Annotated in this window: 15 protein-coding genes; 4 read left to right on the top strand and 11 right to left on the bottom strand. The window is 42.7% G+C overall.

Translation table 11 applies throughout. The features are described from left to right. Positions 1–15 precede the first annotated feature (15 nt). On the bottom strand, positions 16–576 hold the full coding sequence (locus tag F894_RS05745; RefSeq protein ID WP_005246649.1) for a GNAT family N-acetyltransferase: 561 nt from the start codon (positions 574–576) through the stop codon (positions 16–18). A gap of 67 nt (positions 577–643) precedes the next feature. Here F894_RS05745 and F894_RS05740 point away from each other — a divergent pair, with 67 nt between their 5' ends. Further along, positions 644–1,684, top strand: coding sequence for a hypothetical protein (locus F894_RS05740; RefSeq protein ID WP_005246647.1), 1,041 nt, complete (start codon positions 644–646; stop codon positions 1,682–1,684). Positions 1,685–1,741: 57 nt separating this feature from the next. On the opposite strand, the gene purD is transcribed toward F894_RS05740, so the two are convergent. The 8 genes from purD to F894_RS05700 form a co-directional block, all read right to left on the bottom strand. After that, positions 1,742–3,025 (bottom strand): phosphoribosylamine--glycine ligase, encoded by a 1,284-nt coding sequence (gene purD, locus F894_RS05735; protein WP_005246646.1) that lies wholly within the window; start codon positions 3,023–3,025, stop codon positions 1,742–1,744. Positions 3,026–3,152: 127 nt separating this feature from the next. Continuing rightward, positions 3,153–4,727 (bottom strand): bifunctional phosphoribosylaminoimidazolecarboxamide formyltransferase/IMP cyclohydrolase, encoded by a 1,575-nt coding sequence (gene purH / locus F894_RS05730; RefSeq protein WP_005246645.1) that lies wholly within the window; start codon positions 4,725–4,727, stop codon positions 3,153–3,155. Positions 4,728–4,822: 95 nt separating this feature from the next. Next, the gene (gene fis, locus F894_RS05725; protein ID WP_001086304.1) at positions 4,823–5,092 is read right to left on the bottom strand and encodes a DNA-binding transcriptional regulator Fis; all 270 of its coding nucleotides are present in this window, start codon (positions 5,090–5,092) and stop codon (positions 4,823–4,825) included. 398 nt (positions 5,093–5,490) lie between these two features. After that, complete coding sequence (locus F894_RS05720) at positions 5,491–6,369, bottom strand: DUF3426 domain-containing protein (protein ID WP_005246644.1); 879 nt, start codon at positions 6,367–6,369, stop codon at positions 5,491–5,493. Positions 6,370–6,384: 15 nt separating this feature from the next. Continuing rightward, complete coding sequence (gene prmA, locus F894_RS05715) at positions 6,385–7,290, bottom strand: 50S ribosomal protein L11 methyltransferase (protein WP_004646702.1); 906 nt, start codon at positions 7,288–7,290, stop codon at positions 6,385–6,387. 131 nt (positions 7,291–7,421) lie between these two features. Beyond that, positions 7,422–8,309 (bottom strand): bile acid:sodium symporter family protein, encoded by an 888-nt coding sequence (locus F894_RS05710; RefSeq protein ID WP_005246643.1) that lies wholly within the window; start codon positions 8,307–8,309, stop codon positions 7,422–7,424. An 87-nt stretch (positions 8,310–8,396) separates the two neighbouring features. Beyond that, positions 8,397–9,284, bottom strand: coding sequence for a bile acid:sodium symporter family protein (locus F894_RS05705; RefSeq protein ID WP_005246642.1), 888 nt, complete (start codon positions 9,282–9,284; stop codon positions 8,397–8,399). Positions 9,285–9,428: 144 nt separating this feature from the next. Further along, a complete protein-coding gene (locus F894_RS05700) occupies positions 9,429–9,896 on the bottom strand; it encodes a hypothetical protein (protein WP_005246641.1) in 468 nt (155 codons plus the stop codon). 254 nt (positions 9,897–10,150) lie between these two features. On the opposite strand from F894_RS05700, the gene mnmG reads away from it, so the two are divergent. From mnmG to F894_RS05685, 3 genes are all read left to right on the top strand, one after another. After that, positions 10,151–12,031 (top strand): tRNA uridine-5-carboxymethylaminomethyl(34) synthesis enzyme MnmG, encoded by a 1,881-nt coding sequence (mnmG, locus tag F894_RS05695; protein ID WP_004279892.1) that lies wholly within the window; start codon positions 10,151–10,153, stop codon positions 12,029–12,031. 314 nt (positions 12,032–12,345) lie between these two features. Then, a complete protein-coding gene (mhpT, locus tag F894_RS05690) occupies positions 12,346–13,551 on the top strand; it encodes a 3-(3-hydroxy-phenyl)propionate transporter MhpT (RefSeq protein WP_005246640.1) in 1,206 nt (401 codons plus the stop codon). 133 nt (positions 13,552–13,684) lie between these two features. Next, complete coding sequence (locus tag F894_RS05685; RefSeq protein WP_005246639.1) at positions 13,685–14,011, top strand: hypothetical protein; 327 nt, start codon at positions 13,685–13,687, stop codon at positions 14,009–14,011. Between the two features lie 49 nt (positions 14,012–14,060). Here F894_RS05685 and glnG read toward each other — a convergent pair whose 3' ends face one another. Both glnG and glnL read right to left on the bottom strand, forming a co-directional pair. Continuing rightward, positions 14,061–15,536 (bottom strand): nitrogen regulation protein NR(I), encoded by a 1,476-nt coding sequence (gene glnG, locus F894_RS05680; RefSeq protein ID WP_004646710.1) that lies wholly within the window; start codon positions 15,534–15,536, stop codon positions 14,061–14,063. After that, positions 15,523–16,632, bottom strand: coding sequence for a nitrogen regulation protein NR(II) (gene glnL / locus F894_RS05675; RefSeq protein ID WP_005107202.1), 1,110 nt, complete (start codon positions 16,630–16,632; stop codon positions 15,523–15,525). The genes glnG and glnL overlap by 14 nt, the downstream gene beginning before the upstream one ends. Positions 16,633–16,641: the final 9 nt, after the last annotated feature.

Genomic DNA, 16,641 nt, shown 5'->3' with positions numbered 1-16,641 from the left:
TACTACAAGCTTGTTTTAACAGAAGGGAATATACAGATAATCTGAACGCTGTTTTTCATAGAGTACGTGTCTACACAAGATATGATCGGCAGGTACAAGTGGATGATCAAACTCTCCCACTTTTTCTAAGCCAATATTTTGCATGACACGTTCTGATGGTGTGTTGATGCAGGCAGTAAAAGAAATGACTTTCTCTAGGCGCAGGGTTCTAAAGGCATATTTCAGTACCGCTTTGGCTCCTTCAGTTGCATAGCCTTGGTTCCAGTATTGCGGTAACAAGCGCCAGCCAATTTCAGGGGCATCGGCAATTTTAAGCTCAGGTGGATGCACGTGTAAGCCAATAAAACCGATGAATTCGCCTGTAGCTTTGAGTTCTACGGCAAGGAGTCCCCAACCACGTGTATCAATAGCATTACGAATACGTTCAAGAAAAGCAGTTGCCTCAGCCGCATCGAGTTTTTTAGGGAAGTAGCGCATGACCTCGTCATCTGCACACATTTGGATAAATGGGGCAGTGTCGGAATCTTGCCATTGGCGTAGGATGAGGCGAGGGGTGGTAATTGAAGCTGATGACATATACTTAGACCAAGATATAAGATGTTATCTATTAATCATTAAAATTTAATATAACATGGATGAAATTATGTTGGATGATCAACAGATTCAGAATCAAGAAACGCAAGTTTGTAGTAATCCTGCTTGGATGGTTCATCTAAAACCTTTTTCAGCAATCATTAGTGAACAACAACCTAGGATTAATTTTTCATTAGATCAGATCAATAACAATGATTATGAGGGAATGCAACTATCAAAAGTAATCGGAATTCTTTCTTTAGAAAGTGATGATAGTTTAGGTGCTTTAATTAGTTATGACGGAGCAATTGCAATCCCTCAAAGCGAAAATTTTCCAACACGCATTGATGGTATTACTAAATTAAATGAGATTTTGTGTTGCCTGTTATTAGGTGGGATCCATGCAGAGGTCTTGCATCCTCATGAGTTAGATGTAGGTACATTATATGAAAAGCGAAGTTTATTTTCTAATTTGCCATCGCTTCATAATCAATTAAGGTGCAATTGGGCATCTATATCTGAACGATATCTACCGTTGATGCATCCTAGAGTTTTACATTTTAATGATCTAAGACTCGCTTATAATGCTGGGCAGGAAATAATTAAGTCAATTCCATCTTTTACACCATTCTTTCTATTAAATGGTTATACATCTTTAATTAATCAAAACAATAATGATGCGCTTAATAATTTGTGGATTGTAGTTGAGCAAATTACAGAAATTTTATGGAAGAAAATTTATATTAAATGTAAGGATAGCTATCCAAGACAAGTAAGATGTTTACATACAACATGGGAAGAAGCTAAGTTTTTAAAAAATATAGCAACTAAGCATAAACTTTTAAGGTTAGCCAAAATTATCTCAAGACAAAATTATAAGATATTAGAGAGTGCTCGAAAATCTCGAAATAAACTAGTGCATAGTGGAAGACGTCCAGAATATGAAGTAATTTTTGAATTGTGGGGAATATTATCCGAGTTGCTTGAGCTAGCTACTTGTAGAAGAAATATAGGTCTTAGAAAAATAAAAGTCGGGAAAGAATTAAACTGGAGTAATCCACAAGATACTAATTTTGATGAATGGAAAGAATTAGTAGCTCAAATGAAATAAAAATTACTAATTAAAAACCCCGCACTTAGCGGGGTTTTTACTTAACCAAAATTTAGATTAAGCATTTTCACGCGCAATCGCACGGTAACCAATATCTTTACGGTATTGAACGCCGTCGAATGTCACTTTTTTGCAAAGTTCTAAAGCTTTTGCTTGTGCTTCACCAATGGTATTACCCAGTGCAGTCACGCAAAGTACACGACCACCAGCAGTCACGATCTCACCATTTTCATTGGCTTTAGTACCTGCATGGAACACTTTCGCATCTGCCATTTCAGTGTCTAAACCTGAAATCACATCACCATTGCTAGACGTTTCAGGGTAGCCACGTGACGCAAGTACGATACCGACAGTCTTGCGCTCATCCCATTCAGCTTCCGCAGGTAAGTTACCAGCAATACCAGCTTCAACCAAATCAACTAAAGATGATTTTAAACGCATCATGATTGGTTGAGTTTCAGGGTCACCAAAACGGCAGTTAAACTCGATCACTTTAGGTTGACCTTGTTCATCAATCATCAAGCCTGCGTATAAGAAACCTGTGTAAACATGACCATCTGCTTTCATGCCGTCAACAGTCGGACGCATCACTTCTTTCATGGTTTTTTCAAACACATCAGCAGTCACAACAGGTGCAGGAGAGTAAGCACCCATACCGCCGGTGTTCGGACCTTGGTCGCCTTCAAAAATACGCTTATGGTCTTGCGATGTTGCCATTGGCAAGATGTTGTCGCCATCAATCATACAAATGAAAGATGCTTCTTCACCCGCAAGGAATTCTTCGATCACAACGCGAGAACCTGCATCGCCAAACTTGTTGCCTGCCAGCATGTCATCAATGGCATCGAATGCTTCTTGATTGGTCATGGCAACGATGACGCCTTTACCTGCAGCAAGACCATCAGCCTTGATCACGATTGGCGCACCATTTTTCTCAACAAATGCTTTCGCAGCATCGACTTCTGTGAATACGTCATAGAATGCTGTTGGAATGTTGTGACGTTTTAAGAAGTGCTTTGCAAATGCTTTAGAGCCTTCAAGCTGTGCAGCAAACTGCGTTGGACCCCAAATTTTTACACCAGCTGCACGGCAAGCATCAACCACACCATTTACAAGCGGTGCTTCAGGGCCGACAATGACAAGTTCAACTGCATTGTTTTTTGCGAAATCGATAATTGCAGCATTGTCTAAAATACTTAAATTTACGTTTTCACATTTATTTTCAGTGGCTGTACCTGCGTTGCCCGGAGCAACAAAGACTTTAGCGACTTTATCGTCTTGTGCGATTTTCCATGCCAATGCATGTTCACGACCGCCATTACCCAAAACTAAAATATTCATTAAAAAAAATCCTTCTGAAATAGAATCCCCCTAAATCCCCCTTTGATAAAAGGGGGACTCCCTTCGCTCTACTATGATATAGAAAACCCTCCTTTATTAAGGAGGGCTAGGGAGGATTTAAAATTAATTAGTGACGGAAGTGACGCATACCAGTGAACACCATTGCAATACCAGCTTCGTCAGCCGCAGCAATCGTTTCTTCATCACGCATAGAACCACCCGGTTGGATAATGCATTTGATACCCGCTTTCGCAGCGTTATCAATACCATCACGGAATGGGAAGAATGCGTCAGATGCCATTACCGCACCTTCAACTACTAAGCCAGCATGTTCAGCTTTGATTGCAGCAATACGAGCTGAGTTTACACGGCTCATTTGGCCAGCGCCGACACCAATGGTTTGACGGTTTTTAGCATACACAATCGCGTTAGATTTTACGTATTTCGCTACTTTCCAAGCGAAGATCATGTCATCGATTTCTTGTTCAGTCGGCGCACGTTTGGTGACTACTTTAAGATCATCTTTAGTGATCATGCCCAAGTCTTGATCTTGAACTAACAAACCACCGTTTACGCGTTTGTAGTCAAGTTGCGATTGACGCGCATCGATTGCTGGAAGTTCGCCACATACAAGTACGCGTACGTTTTTCTTCGCGCCTGTTACTTCAAGAACGCCTTCAGCAACGCTCGGTGCAATGATCACTTCAACGAATTGACGATCTACAATCGCTTGTGCAGTTGCAACGTCTAATTCACGGTTGAATGCAATGATGCCACCGAAAGCAGATTCAGGATCTGTTGCATACGCAAGATCATAAGCTGCTTGAATACCGTCTAAAGATACTGCAACGCCACATGGGTTAGCGTGTTTAACGATCACACAAGCAGGCTTCGCAAATGATTTCACACATTCAAGTGCTGCATCAGTATCTGCGATGTTGTTATAAGAGAGTTCTTTACCTTGAAGCTGTTTCGCTGTTGAAACAGAAGCTTCAGTCGCTGTGTCTTCTACATAGAATGCAGCAGCTTGATGCGGGTTTTCACCGTAACGAAGGTCTTGAACTTTGTTCAATTGAGTATTGAAAGTACGTGCAAATTTGTCTGCCTGACCTTCTTCTTTACCTACGCGAGCGCCAAGGTAAGAAGCAATCATGCCGTCATATTGAGCAGTATGTTCAAATGCTTTCACCGCTAGGTCGAAACGAGTTGCATGAGATAAAGCACCCTCAGCTTTAAGCTCGGCAACTACAGTTGCATAGTCAGATGCATTTACCACGATACCGACAGATGCATGGTTTTTTGCCGCAGCACGAACCATGGTAGGGCCACCGATGTCGATGTTTTCAATCGCATCAGCAAGTGAACAGTTTGGTTTTGCTACTGTTGCAGCAAATGGATAAAGGTTTACAACGACTAAATCAATAGCATCAATGTTGTGTTCAGCCATCACAGCTTCGTCTAGACCACGACGAGCCAGGATACCCCCATGAATTTTCGGATGTAGTGTTTTTACACGGCCGTCCATCATCTCTGGAAAACCTGTATGCTCCGAAACTTCAACTACAGCCACATTATTGTCTTTCAACAATTTGTAGGTACCACCTGTAGATAAAATTTCTACCCCTAGAGCAGCAAGTTCTTGTGCAAATTCAACAATACCAGTCTTGTCAGACACAGAGATTAAAGCGCGTTTAATAGTCATGATCTTCGTCACAGTTTTCAAGGAACAGAATAAAACAAAATCAGCAATTTACAGGTTAAAAAAAATGCCTGCGGAAGCCGCAAGCATTTTATCATTTATTCACTCATTAAACCGTGAGCTTTTAACTTTTTACGTAAAGTACCACGGTTGAGTCCGAGAATCTCGGCAGCACGTGTTTGGTTACCACGTGTATATTCTAGAACTACAGATAGAAGAGGTTTCTCCATTTCTGCTAGCACCATGTCGTATACCTGAGATGGTTGCTCGCCCTGCAGTTGTGCAAAATAGTGGCGAACTGCGCGATCTACGTGGATACGTAAAGCAACATCAGATTGTGCAGTAAAAATAGGAGATTTGCTATTCATGCGAATTAATCCGAAAAACAAATATCACTTGGGTAAAGTGATATATAAAAGTGGTCTAGAAATTGAAATGAACTCCATTTTAGATCCTAAAACGGAAGTTCTAAAACTTAGTCATTACATTGAGCCTGTAGCTTGACACATCTCTGCGATTTGGTCGAAAAATAAGCGTAACAATAGTTAAAGTTTTGTTACTGACCAAAATCAAAACAAAAAAATCTGCACGATACGCAATAAATTTTATAGCGCATTAGGCAAGACTGTATTTGTTGTGAAAAAGTCGCGAGGAGTTGCAGCACATAGCTTTCGTGGCGCGTATCATACCATTGTCTAAGCAAAAGTGAGCAAGAAAACTGCATTTTTTTTAACTTTTTTTAATTTTTTAATGCTTTCTCAGCAGATTAGGGGCGAATTATTTCCAAAGTATAGCGATCAAAGCTTTTACGATCGACTGGAAGCTTAAATTTGAATTTAAACGGGCTGTTTTTCGGGATGCGCTGAATATTGACCAGACTTTCAATCAGGTACTCTTCGGAGGACAGGTTATAAGTTGCAATTACTTCACCGCGATGTTCCAGATTGATTCTTAAAATCGGTAAGGCCAGGCTACGGTCATGAAAGTTGACCAGCTCACCGCTAAACTCAGCTTCATTATTACCGGTTGCCTTGATTTTGACTTTATTGGCCTGAATTAGTGTGTAGTATTTTTCCAGATTAGAACAATTAAACACTTCGCATGCGCTGTTAAAAGCCAGACTCATGACGTGACTATTTTTGATGTATTGCGGATTGAACCAGAAAAATTGAAACAGCAGCAGGCTGAACAGTGACAGATTGAGTAAACTCCAGCCTATATAGTACATTGGCCCGCGTTTAGTCTGCTTTTCTGCCTGATCTTCCCAGTTCATGCTCGGCAGGACTGAAATCGGCTCGGTACTGAAATAATTCAGGTTATTTAAATAGGTTTCCAGATCAATATTGGAATGTTCAACTTTTTGATCAAAAATCTGTAGCAGGCTATGACGATGCTGCTGCTGATCCGTGTGATAAACACCTGAGTTATTTTGAGCATCAGTTTTGCTGAATTTGCTGGAGTTTGACTGAGCGTGAGACATTGAGGCAGTGACCGAATTCCGGGTTTCGGTCACCAAATGCGATAAGGCATTAAATGAGGTGGTACATTTGGGACAACAAACCATACCCTGCGCAACGGTGAGTTGAGCAACTGTGACCTTATAGGTGGTGGAACAGGTAGGGCAATGGGTTCTTTTGTCACTCATGGATTATTTATAGGCTCATTCGTTCTTATGGCGTTTACCCGAGATACGGCACCAGTGCTCATCTCGTTTTTCTACCTCTAATATATCAAAATAATTTGAGTAAATGCTAGTAACATCAGCAACTTGCTCTTCAATCACTCCCGCAAGTGCGAACTGTCCCTCAGATTTAATTAAAGTTGCGAACTCAGGAGCCAGCATCATCAGTGGTGCTGCCAGAATATTGGCAACAAATACGTCAGCTTTGGTATTGCCGAGTTCATCTCTAAATTCTTCTGGCAGTCCGACATAAAGCTTGTCCAGTACGCCATTCAGTTCAGCGTTTTGCTGGGTGGCCAGTACAGCTTGTGGATCGATATCCGTGGCATATGCTTTTTTCGCACCTAATAAGAGTGCAGCTACCGCGAGAATGCCTGAGCCACAGCCATAATCGATGACAATTTTATCTTTCACATCAATCTTGCCGAGCCATTGTAAGCACAGGAAAGTTGAAGCATGGTTGCCTGTTCCGAAAGCCAGACCTGGATCAAGCTTGATGTTTACCGCATCGGCATCAGGTGCTTCCATCCACTCCGGTACGATCCAGTATTTATCAGCAATCTGAATGGGCTCATAGGCATCCATCCAGGTACGTTCCCAAGCCTGATCTTCAATCAACTCATGACGGATCGGAGCATCTGGCATTTGTGCACGAATAAAGGTTTCTAGTGCGGTAACATCAATTTCTTCGCCTTCTTCCTGCGCATAAATACCAGTCACAATCACTTTATTCCAGAGTGGTGTTTCACCTGGAAGTGGTTCCAGCAAATCCTGGTTTTCAGCATCATCCAGAGTCACACTCACTGCGCCTAGCGAGCTGAGTAATGTCTCAGTAAAATCAACCTGAGCCTGTTCAACCGTAATATGAATTTGTAACCACTTCACAGAAATAACCTTTATACATTTTTCAAAAAGCTATTGTAACGGAAGTTCAGACTCAGCGCTGCTATCTTCTTGATCCATTCCCAAAATAAAAAGGATGCCTGAGGCATCCTTTAAATATCTTCAGATGTTGTCTAATCCAGATTTGTTAGGGGTGTTTGCGCCGGGAGTGGTGCAAGCCGATTCAACAAGCTGCCAAAAATTGCAGCAAAAATATACATAAAAATAGAATAAACCGCAGCCGGCATTGCCACAGCAGCACTGCCAATCACGGTCAGGGCAATAGTCATGGCGAGGGTACTGTTATGAATGCCAATCTCAAATGCGCTGGCACGAGCTTGAGCGCTATTAATATTCAGTAGTCGCGGAATCAGATAACCAATACTCAGACTTAGTATGCAGAACAAGGCAGTGGCCAGACCCACCTGGGTTAGATATTCACCGATATTTGTGCGTTCTTTAATAAGTGTGGCAAGAATAATCAGCACCAAAAAGCCAATGGAAAAAATCCGCAACGGCCGATTCAGTTTTGCGGTCACGCCTGGAGCATAGCGCCGAATTAACATGCCAATGCCCACTGGAATCAGGATGATCGCGAAGACTTGTAAAATCTTGCCGAATTGCAGGCCAACTTGCTGGCTATCCTGCATAAAATGCATGATCGAAAAATTAATAATTAAAGGTAGGGTAATCGCTGCAATGACTGAGTTGATAGCAGTCAGCGTGATATTGAGGGCTAAGTCACCTTTAAACAGGTAGCTAAACAGGTTGGCCGTTGCACCCCCTGGCGAAGCCGCCAGGAGCATCAACCCGACTGAGAGTAATGGAGTTAAAGCGAATAGCTTGCAGAGTAAAAAGGCAATGCCAACCAGAATAACCAGTTGGCAGAACAATGCTATAAATACGGCTTTGGGGTGGCGAGTGACACGGCTAAAGTCCCGAGGCGTCAGTTCAAGGCCCAGTCCCATCATGATAATTGCAAGTGCCAGTGGCAGTAATATCGTTATAAGGCCAGAATCCATCTGTATGCTCCTTGTCGAAAATTGTTTTAATACTTCTGATTTTCTTTGGAAAACCATACAGCCTTATAGCAGAATCAGCCAAATAAATTACAAATCTGATAAACGACTTTTATTACTATATACCACTTGCTGGCGGCTAATCAGCACACCGAAAATGGTGGCGAAACTGTACATGAAAATCGTATAAATACCTGCTGGAATGGCCATCGTGACATTATTCAACACCGAAATGGCAATGGTCAGGGCAATGGCAGTGTTATGAATGCCGATTTCAAAAGTACAGGCGCGTGCCATTTTCTCAGGAATGCCCATGAGTAGGGGAATGCAATAGCCAATAAACAGGCTGGAAAAACATAAAATCGCAGTTGCTGCACCAATATTGGCAAAGTATTCGACCAAATTCGAACGTTCTCTGAAAATGGCAAATATCAACAATATGGCTAAAAAACCGATAGAGAGTAAGCGCATAGGCCTGCTGACTGTAATCGACAGGTTTGGAAATTTGGCCCGAAGCAGCATACCCATGATCACGGGAATCAAGGTAATTAAAAAGACCTGCACGATCTTTTCAACTGGAAAAGTCACGTTTGAGTCATGACTCATAAAGTAGTGTAAGGACAGATTGATAATAAAGGGCAGAGTAAAAATAGAGATGATGGTATTAATGGCGGTTAGAGTAATATTTAGAGCTACATCACCTTTATATATGTAGCTAAACAGGTTTGCGGTTGGGCCACCAGGTGAGGCGGCTAGCAACATCAGACCTACAGCAAGCAAAGCGGGCAAGTCCAAAATCAGACAAATAAAAAAAGCAATACTGGGTAATAGGACTAACTGCGCAAATAAAGTAATAAAAATGACTTTAGGATAGCGACTTAAGCGCAGGAAATCTTTGATGGTTAGTTCTAGCCCCAGCCCCATCATCATAATTGCCAATGTAATTGGCAAAAAAACGCTAAAAAACCCCGAATCCATGAATTTGCCTTTTTATTATACATTTATAGATATATTTCCAGTTTAGCCTAGATGAATAAATAAGCAATAAAAAACGGGCAAAATGCAGTCACTTTGCCCGTCAAAGCTTTTACTTGAAATCTAAACTATTTAGATATATATCGGCTACATACCTGGCTGGCCTTGCATTGGTGAATCAGGCTGTGCTGGCTGGTTCATCTGATGCTGCATAGGCTGGTTTTGCATATGTGGCTGCATCGGTTGGCTTTGCATCTGAGATTGTCCCTGAGGGCGTGGTGGCATAAAGCCTAATGCACATTTACCTTTGACTTCGGCACCATTGATGGTGGCAGTAATCGCACCACTGTTGCCGCTACAGGTACTCATGAGTTCGGCTTCATCGCCTTTGATTGAAGCATTTTTGGATGAAGCGAAAAACTGCGGCTCACAGGTACCATTCCAGATAATGCCGCGATAGGCAAAACTGACTTGTGCACCTTGGGATTTGCCTTTACAAACCTGTTGGTACTTTTGTGCATTATAAATGGTTTCGACCTTATCATTCGCTGATGCAGCAAATGGCGCAAAACATAAACCACATAGAACGGTTGAGAGGAAAATATTCTTATTCATCTTTTATACCTTTGTTTGTAATGTAACCAATATATAGATTAAAAAATGCGCGAGATTAAACAATGCAAATCGAGTAAATTTCTCAGCTTATATGTTTAATTTATATAGTTCCTCTGCAAAGTTAAATTACAGTGCTTTATTGTTATGCGAGTTAAGTGCGATTTATCTCAGGATAAATTCAACTGAATTTGTCTACTTTAGAGTGAAATTTGCTATAATGCTCAGCTATTCTTTTTTATCTCTCAATTACCACTATGCATTATCCTAAAGTATACGATGTCATTGTTATCGGTGGCGGTCACGCCGGTACGGAAGCGGCTCTGGCTGCAGCGCGTATGGGTCGACAGACTTTACTCTTAACTCATAACATTGAGACTTTAGGGCAGATGAGCTGTAACCCGGCCATCGGTGGTATTGGTAAATCGCATTTGGTGCGTGAAATTGATGCCTTGGGCGGTGCGATGGCACTGGCTGCCGATAAAGGCGGTATTCAATTCCGTATTTTGAACTCGCGTAAAGGTGCTGCAGTACGTGCAACACGTGCGCAGGCGGACCGTGTACGTTATAAAGCGGCTATTCGCGAAACATTAGAAAACCAAGCAAACCTTGATATTTTTCAGCAAGCCGCAGATGACCTGATTGTTGAAGGCGATACCGTTAAAGGTGTGGTTACCCAAATGGGTATCCGTTTTGATGCGAAAACTGTGGTGCTGACAGCAGGTACATTCTTAGGTGGTGTCATCCACGTTGGTCTGGAGAAATCTAGCGGTGGTCGTGCTGGTGATCCGCCATCTATTTCACTTGCACATCGTTTGCGTGAATTAAACTTGCCAGTAGGTCGTTTAAAAACAGGTACACCACCACGTATTGACGCGCGTTCAGTGGATTTCTCTGTGATGACACCACAGCCGGGTGATTTCCCATCTCCGACCATGTCATTCATGGGGGATGTGTCTATGCATCCTGAGCAGGTAAATTGCTATATCACGCATACCAATGAACGCACGCATGAAATCATTCGTGGCGGTTTAGACCGTTCACCGATGTACACGGGTGTGATCGAAGGTGTTGGACCACGTTATTGCCCATCGATTGAAGATAAGATTCACCGTTTTGCCGATAAAGATTCTCACCAAGTCTTCTTGGAGCCTGAAGGCTTGGATACACATGAGCTTTATCCAAATGGTATTTCGACTTCTTTACCGTTCGACGTTCAGTTTGAACTGGTTCGCTCGATCCGTGGTATGGAAAATGCGCACATTCTTCGTCCAGGCTATGCCATTGAATACGATTACTTCAACCCACAAGCGTTGAAATTTACCCTTGAAACCAAAGCAATTAATAACTTGTATTTCGCCGGTCAAATCAACGGCACAACCGGTTATGAAGAAGCGGGTGCGCAGGGTTTGCTTGCAGGCTTGAACGCTGCACGCCGTGCTTGGGATCAGGAGCAATGGACGCCAAAACGTGATGAAGCATACATGGGTGTTCTGGTCGATGACCTGATCACATTAGGTACCAAAGAACCGTACCGCATGTTTACCTCACGTGCCGAATACCGTTTGATGCTGCGTGAAGATAACGCAGATCAGCGTTTAACAGCCATTGGTCGTGAAATGGGTCTGGTGGATGACGCGCGTTGGGCAGTGTACTGTGAGAAAATGGAAGCAGTGGAAAAAGAAACAGGCCGTTTGCAACACTTGTGGGCCGCACCAAATAACCCAATGGGTAAGAAATTCGTTGAGATGACCGGTGCAGACCTGTCTAAAGAATGTTCGGCGATTGATTTGTTGAAACGTCCAAACATTTCATTTGCTCAAATTGCAGAGTTAACCAATTCTGAAGTATCACCATTTGTCGGTGAGCAAATTGAAATTGCAGTGAAATATGCGGGTTATATTAATCGTCAGCATGAAGACGTCGCACAAATGAAACGTCTTGAAGAAACCCGTATTCCTGCGGATTTCGATTATGACATCGTGTCAGGTCTGTCCCGTGAAATTACCCTGAAACTGAAAGATGTTCGTCCTGAAACATTGGCGCAAGCCAGTCGTATTCCAGGTGTAACCCCTGCAGCAGTTCAACTGGTGATGATTACAATTCGTAAGAATGCACAAGCAAAGAAATCTGCTTAAGATTTTGCGCTAAAAAAGCCCGCATTAAGCGGGCTTTTTATCGGCTTGTAGTTTTGTATAAGTTTTGACTATCGTTGAATTAAAAATAACTACTATTAAATTAAGTTATTGATAAATATATATAATAAATATTATTAAGATGTATTAAGTCTATAAATACAATCTTTTAAGTCTAATTTAGATGATACTTACACATGCTGATGTGCTTAAACCCGACTATTGTCGTGCTATTTCTCTATTAAGATTAGGTTAAGAATAATGCAACGGATCGTCAGACTATTAAACGGTTTGTGAATTATTGATGGAGATCAGTCATGGCACAGTCATACAGCGAAAAAGCCCAAAAAATATTAACGATATTCTTATGTTTCTGGGTCGCATTTTTTGAAGGTTTTGACCTTCAAGCTCCCGGGATTGCGGCGAAAGGAATTGCAGCAAGCTTTGCTTTAGATCAAATCCAAATGGGCTATGTATTTAGTCTGGGTGTCTTTGGAATGCTGTTTGGCGCATTCTTTGGCGGACGTATTGCAGATTATCTAGGACAAAAGAAAGTCCTAATGCTTTCTGTGACTATTTTTGGTCTGTTCATGTCGTTGACTGCAATTGCGCCAAGCATCGAAGTTTTATATGCAGCGCGTTTCTTTACTGGTTTGGGTTTAGGTGCGGCAATGCCAACCATGATTTCAGTCGTCGGTGATGAAGCAACGGAAGCCAACCGTGGCAAGCTAAATAGTCTGATGTATTGTGGTTTGCCGGTAGGGGCGATCTTTGTTGCCGGTCTGGCCATGTTGCTTCCGGAGATTCAATGGCAAACCTTGTTCCTGATTGGGGGATTAACGCCTTTACCACTGATTCCATTGATGGCATTTATTCTTAAAGATAAGCCTAAAGTGAATGCGGAAGTACCGGTTTCTGGCGAAGCTGTGCCGGGAATGGCTGAGGTGTTGTTCAAGCAGCGACAGTATAAAAATACAGTGCCTCTTTGGGTTGGCTTCTTTTTTACCTTGATGATCAATTATATTTTGATTAGCTGGTTGCCAAATTTACTTATGGAACAAGGTTTGCAGAAACAGCAGGCATTTTTGGTGATGTTGGTGTTCCAGGTGGGCGCTGTCATTGGAACCCTGAGCCTAGGTTATTTACTGGATCGTTTAAAGCTTTGGCAAATGGCGACCATCATTTATAGTGGCTTGTTTGTTGCCTTGGTATTGTTATTCACCACAACTTCTATTCCGTTATTAATTTTGGCGGGAGTCATGGGTGGCATTTTCTCTACGGGTGGTCAATTTATTCTATATGGGATCTCACCGATTTTTTACTCAGGCGCAGGCAAAGTGACAGGCGTGGGCAGTGCGATCTCTTTAGGGCGTTTAGGGGCGATGACTGGACCATTATTAACTGGAAAAATTCTGGCATTAGGTTTGGGCACCACAGGTATTCTTGTGGCAAGTTTACCAGCAGTGGTCGTATCGGCAGTAGCCGTCACCGCACTATCACGTTATAAGGCTGCTCATAAGTAATTAATCATTGAGATCTATCAATACAAAAAGGGAATCTGAAGATTCCTTTTTTTATCGTCGAGACTTTTAATTGAATAAAGTCAGTCCATAAAATTTGCTAAAATATACGGATAGTAAACAGATTGATTTTTATATGGCTTATCAACTTATTCAACTCTCGATTCAGGCCACCGATAATATTGCCTGTCCGCATTGTCAGCACAACGTGATTGATTGGGCAGAAGAGCAATATGTGCAACCTTGTGAACATACCCTGTTTATTGCCATGGATATAGGCTTTGAATATATGACCGATGAATTCGAGCACAGCATGCCGCGTTCTGTAGATGATTTGCATGCCAATGATGATCAGGTGAATATGCTGGATGAAATCACCCAAGCGACTTATTCAAATTATCTGATCTATAAGTCTGATCTGGGCATAGATGGGTATTTCCGCTATGTGGGTTTTACTGCATAGATCATCATCAATAAAAAAGCGCCAATCGGCGCTTTTTTATATGGAAAGATTAACTTTCTATTTCTTCTTCGATTTCATCATCCGTAGTATCCATGCCCAATTCTTTAAGCTTGCGCGTTAAAGTATTGCGACCCCAACCTAGAAGCTCTGCGGCATGACGTTTACGGCCACGGGTTTGTTGCAAGGCTGCATTAATCAAGGTGCGTTCAAACATCGGAGTGGCAACATCCAGAAGTTTCATTTCACCATTTTTGAGTTTCTGCATCGCCCATTGACCCAGTAATTCATCCCAGTGATGCGGTGCGATCTGGTTCAGCGTTGGAATTGGCGCGCCTGGATCCTGCTGATGAATTGGAATCTGTTTCAGCTCAGGTGGCAAGTCTTCCGGATAGACTTCACGACCTGTGATCATGACAGTCAGCCAGCGACAGGTGTTCTCAAGTTGACGCACGTTACCTTGCCATGGCAATTTTTGCATATATTCCTGAGTTTCAGGACGCAGAATCTTTGGATTGACCCCAAGTTCCTTTCCGGCACGCGCCAGAAAATGCTGCGCCAGCATCGGAATATCTTCACTGCGATGTGCCAGTTTTGGAATATGAATACGAATTACATTCAGTCGATGATACAAGTCTTCACGGAAACGACCATCATGAACCAGTTTTTCCAAATCCTGATGTGTTGCAGCCACGATACGCACATCGACCTTAACCGGAATATGACCGCCAACTCGGTAGAACTCTCCATCGGCTAGGACACGCAATAAACGGGTCTGGGTCTCAAATGGCATATCGCCAATTTCATCTAAAAACAGCGTACCGCCATTTGCCTGTTCAAAACGACCCTGACGTTGGGTGTTAGCACCGGTAAATGCACCTTTCTCATGGCCGAACAGTTCAGTTTCGATCAGGTCTTTTGGAATCGCCGCCATATTGAGGGCAATAAAAGGTTTTGAACTGCGTGGTGAATGACGATGCAGGGCATGAGCTACCAGTTCTTTACCTGTACCAGACTCACCATTAATCAACACGGTAATATGCGATTGTGATAAACGGCCAATGGCACGAAACACTTCCTGCATGGCAGGCGATTCACCAATAATCTCGGTAGATTGAATTGGTGGGGCGGCTTTTGCTGATTCTTGTTGCTGTAGCTTGGTGATATGTAAAATCGCACGATTTACCAGCGCCAGTGCTTCATCAATATCAAAAGGCTTAGGCAGATATTCAAAAGCACCAGTTTGATAACTGGATACAGCCGACTCCAAGTCTGAATGCGCCGTCATAATAATCACAGGCAAGTCAGGATAATTGTGTTTGACCTTGCCCAGGAAGGTAAGACCATCAATCCCAGGCATACGGATGTCGGTCAGAATCACATCGGGTGCTTCCAGACTCAGTTGATCCAGTGCAGATTGTGCTTCTTCAAAACTGGTAACATCCAGACCTTCTTCTTTAAAGGTCTTTTCCAGTACCCAGCGCATGGCACGATCGTCATCAATCACCCATATTTTATTTCGCGACATGATTCGACTCCCAAGGTAAATATAAGCTAAAGACGGTTTTTCCAGCTACCGACTGACACTCGATCATGCCGTTGTGCTGATGAATAATATTTTGAGCAATACTGAGGCCCAGTCCGGTCCCTTTGGCACGGCTGGTGACCAGCGGATAAAACACCGATTCGATAATCTCTTCCGGAACACCTGGGCCATTATCTTCAATATCAATCCGTACTACAGAGCGGTGAATCACCCCGTTAATGGTAAAGAGACGCTGAATCCGGGTTCTTAAAATCAGTTCCGGTTGATGTTCGACAAAGAACTCCTTGTTCTCGGTCATGGCCTGTACGGCATTGGCGCAAATATTCAAAATGACCTGAATCAATTGATCACGGTCTGCCAGCACTTCAGGCAAGGACAGGTCGTAATCCCGGGTAATCTTGATTTTCTTTTTGGTCTGATTGGCAATCAGTGAGCGTACTCGTTCCAGAGGTTCATGCACATTGACCAGCTCATAGCTCGGAAGCTGGCGTGAACCGAGCATGGTATCGGCCAGATTTCTCAGTCGATCCACTTCGCTAATAATAATGTCGGTAAATTCTTTGTATTGTGGATCATTCAAACTGCGTGCCAGGAGTTGAGTCGCCCCGCGAATGCCACCCAAGGGATTCTTGATTTCATGCGCAACACCGCGAATCAGCTGACGCGCTACCTGATGCTGTTGCAGCAGATTTTCTTCACGCGAGATTTTTAACATGCGATCGCGAGGATTGAGTTCGATGAGCAGTAGCGGATGATAAGGTTTGCCCAGATTTAGCTGAGAAACAGTGTAGTCAACATGAATGTCTTTAAAGTTGACCAGAATAGTGGCTTCGCGGCGTGTATAAGGCTGTCCCGTAGTTAAAGTATTATTCAGGGCTTCTTCGGTATTAAACTCATCTGTCGGGTTTTGCAAAATATTGAGCACGGATGTGCCGCTCGCGCGGAATAAGCTCACATCAAATAAGGCTTCACAGGCAGAATTCAGATAATAAATATTAAGATCGCGGTCTATCAATAAGATACACGTGGTCATATTGTCCACTAAAGCACGATAGTCGATCGGAATAATTTGATCCATTCGCGGGTT

The organism is Acinetobacter sp. CIP 51.11, from assembly GCF_000369665.1.
GTDB lineage: Bacteria > Pseudomonadota > Gammaproteobacteria > Pseudomonadales > Moraxellaceae > Acinetobacter > Acinetobacter lwoffii_S.
The sequence above is the reverse complement of the archived record's forward strand: the minus strand, read 5'-3'. Positions and strand labels throughout refer to the sequence as shown.

Bases quoted from the DNA above. Each gene is read 5' to 3' on its own strand.
- F894_RS05705 (WP_005246642.1), bottom strand. From the start codon at position 9,284: ATGGATTCGGGGTTTTTTAGCGTTTTTTTGCCAATTACATTGGCAATT.
- purD (WP_005246646.1), bottom strand. From the start codon at position 3,025: ATGAATATTTTAGTTTTGGGTAATGGCGGTCGTGAACATGCATTGGCA.
- F894_RS05700 (WP_005246641.1), bottom strand. From the start codon at position 9,896: ATGAATAAGAATATTTTCCTCTCAACCGTTCTATGTGGTTTATGTTTT.
- mhpT (WP_005246640.1), top strand. From the start codon at position 12,346: ATGGCACAGTCATACAGCGAAAAAGCCCAAAAAATATTAACGATATTC.
- F894_RS05740 (WP_005246647.1), top strand. From the start codon at position 644: ATGTTGGATGATCAACAGATTCAGAATCAAGAAACGCAAGTTTGTAGT.
- glnG (WP_004646710.1), bottom strand. From the start codon at position 15,536: ATGTCGCGAAATAAAATATGGGTGATTGATGACGATCGTGCCATGCGC.
- glnL (WP_005107202.1), bottom strand. From the start codon at position 16,632: ATGGATCAAATTATTCCGATCGACTATCGTGCTTTAGTGGACAATATG.
- F894_RS05745 (WP_005246649.1), bottom strand. From the start codon at position 576: ATGTCATCAGCTTCAATTACCACCCCTCGCCTCATCCTACGCCAATGG.
- mnmG (WP_004279892.1), top strand. From the start codon at position 10,151: ATGCATTATCCTAAAGTATACGATGTCATTGTTATCGGTGGCGGTCAC.
- purH (WP_005246645.1), bottom strand. From the start codon at position 4,727: ATGACTATTAAACGCGCTTTAATCTCTGTGTCTGACAAGACTGGTATT.
- fis (WP_001086304.1), bottom strand. From the start codon at position 5,092: ATGAATAGCAAATCTCCTATTTTTACTGCACAATCTGATGTTGCTTTA.
- F894_RS05720 (WP_005246644.1), bottom strand. From the start codon at position 6,369: ATGAGTGACAAAAGAACCCATTGCCCTACCTGTTCCACCACCTATAAG.
- F894_RS05685 (WP_005246639.1), top strand. From the start codon at position 13,685: ATGGCTTATCAACTTATTCAACTCTCGATTCAGGCCACCGATAATATT.
- F894_RS05710 (WP_005246643.1), bottom strand. From the start codon at position 8,309: ATGGATTCTGGCCTTATAACGATATTACTGCCACTGGCACTTGCAATT.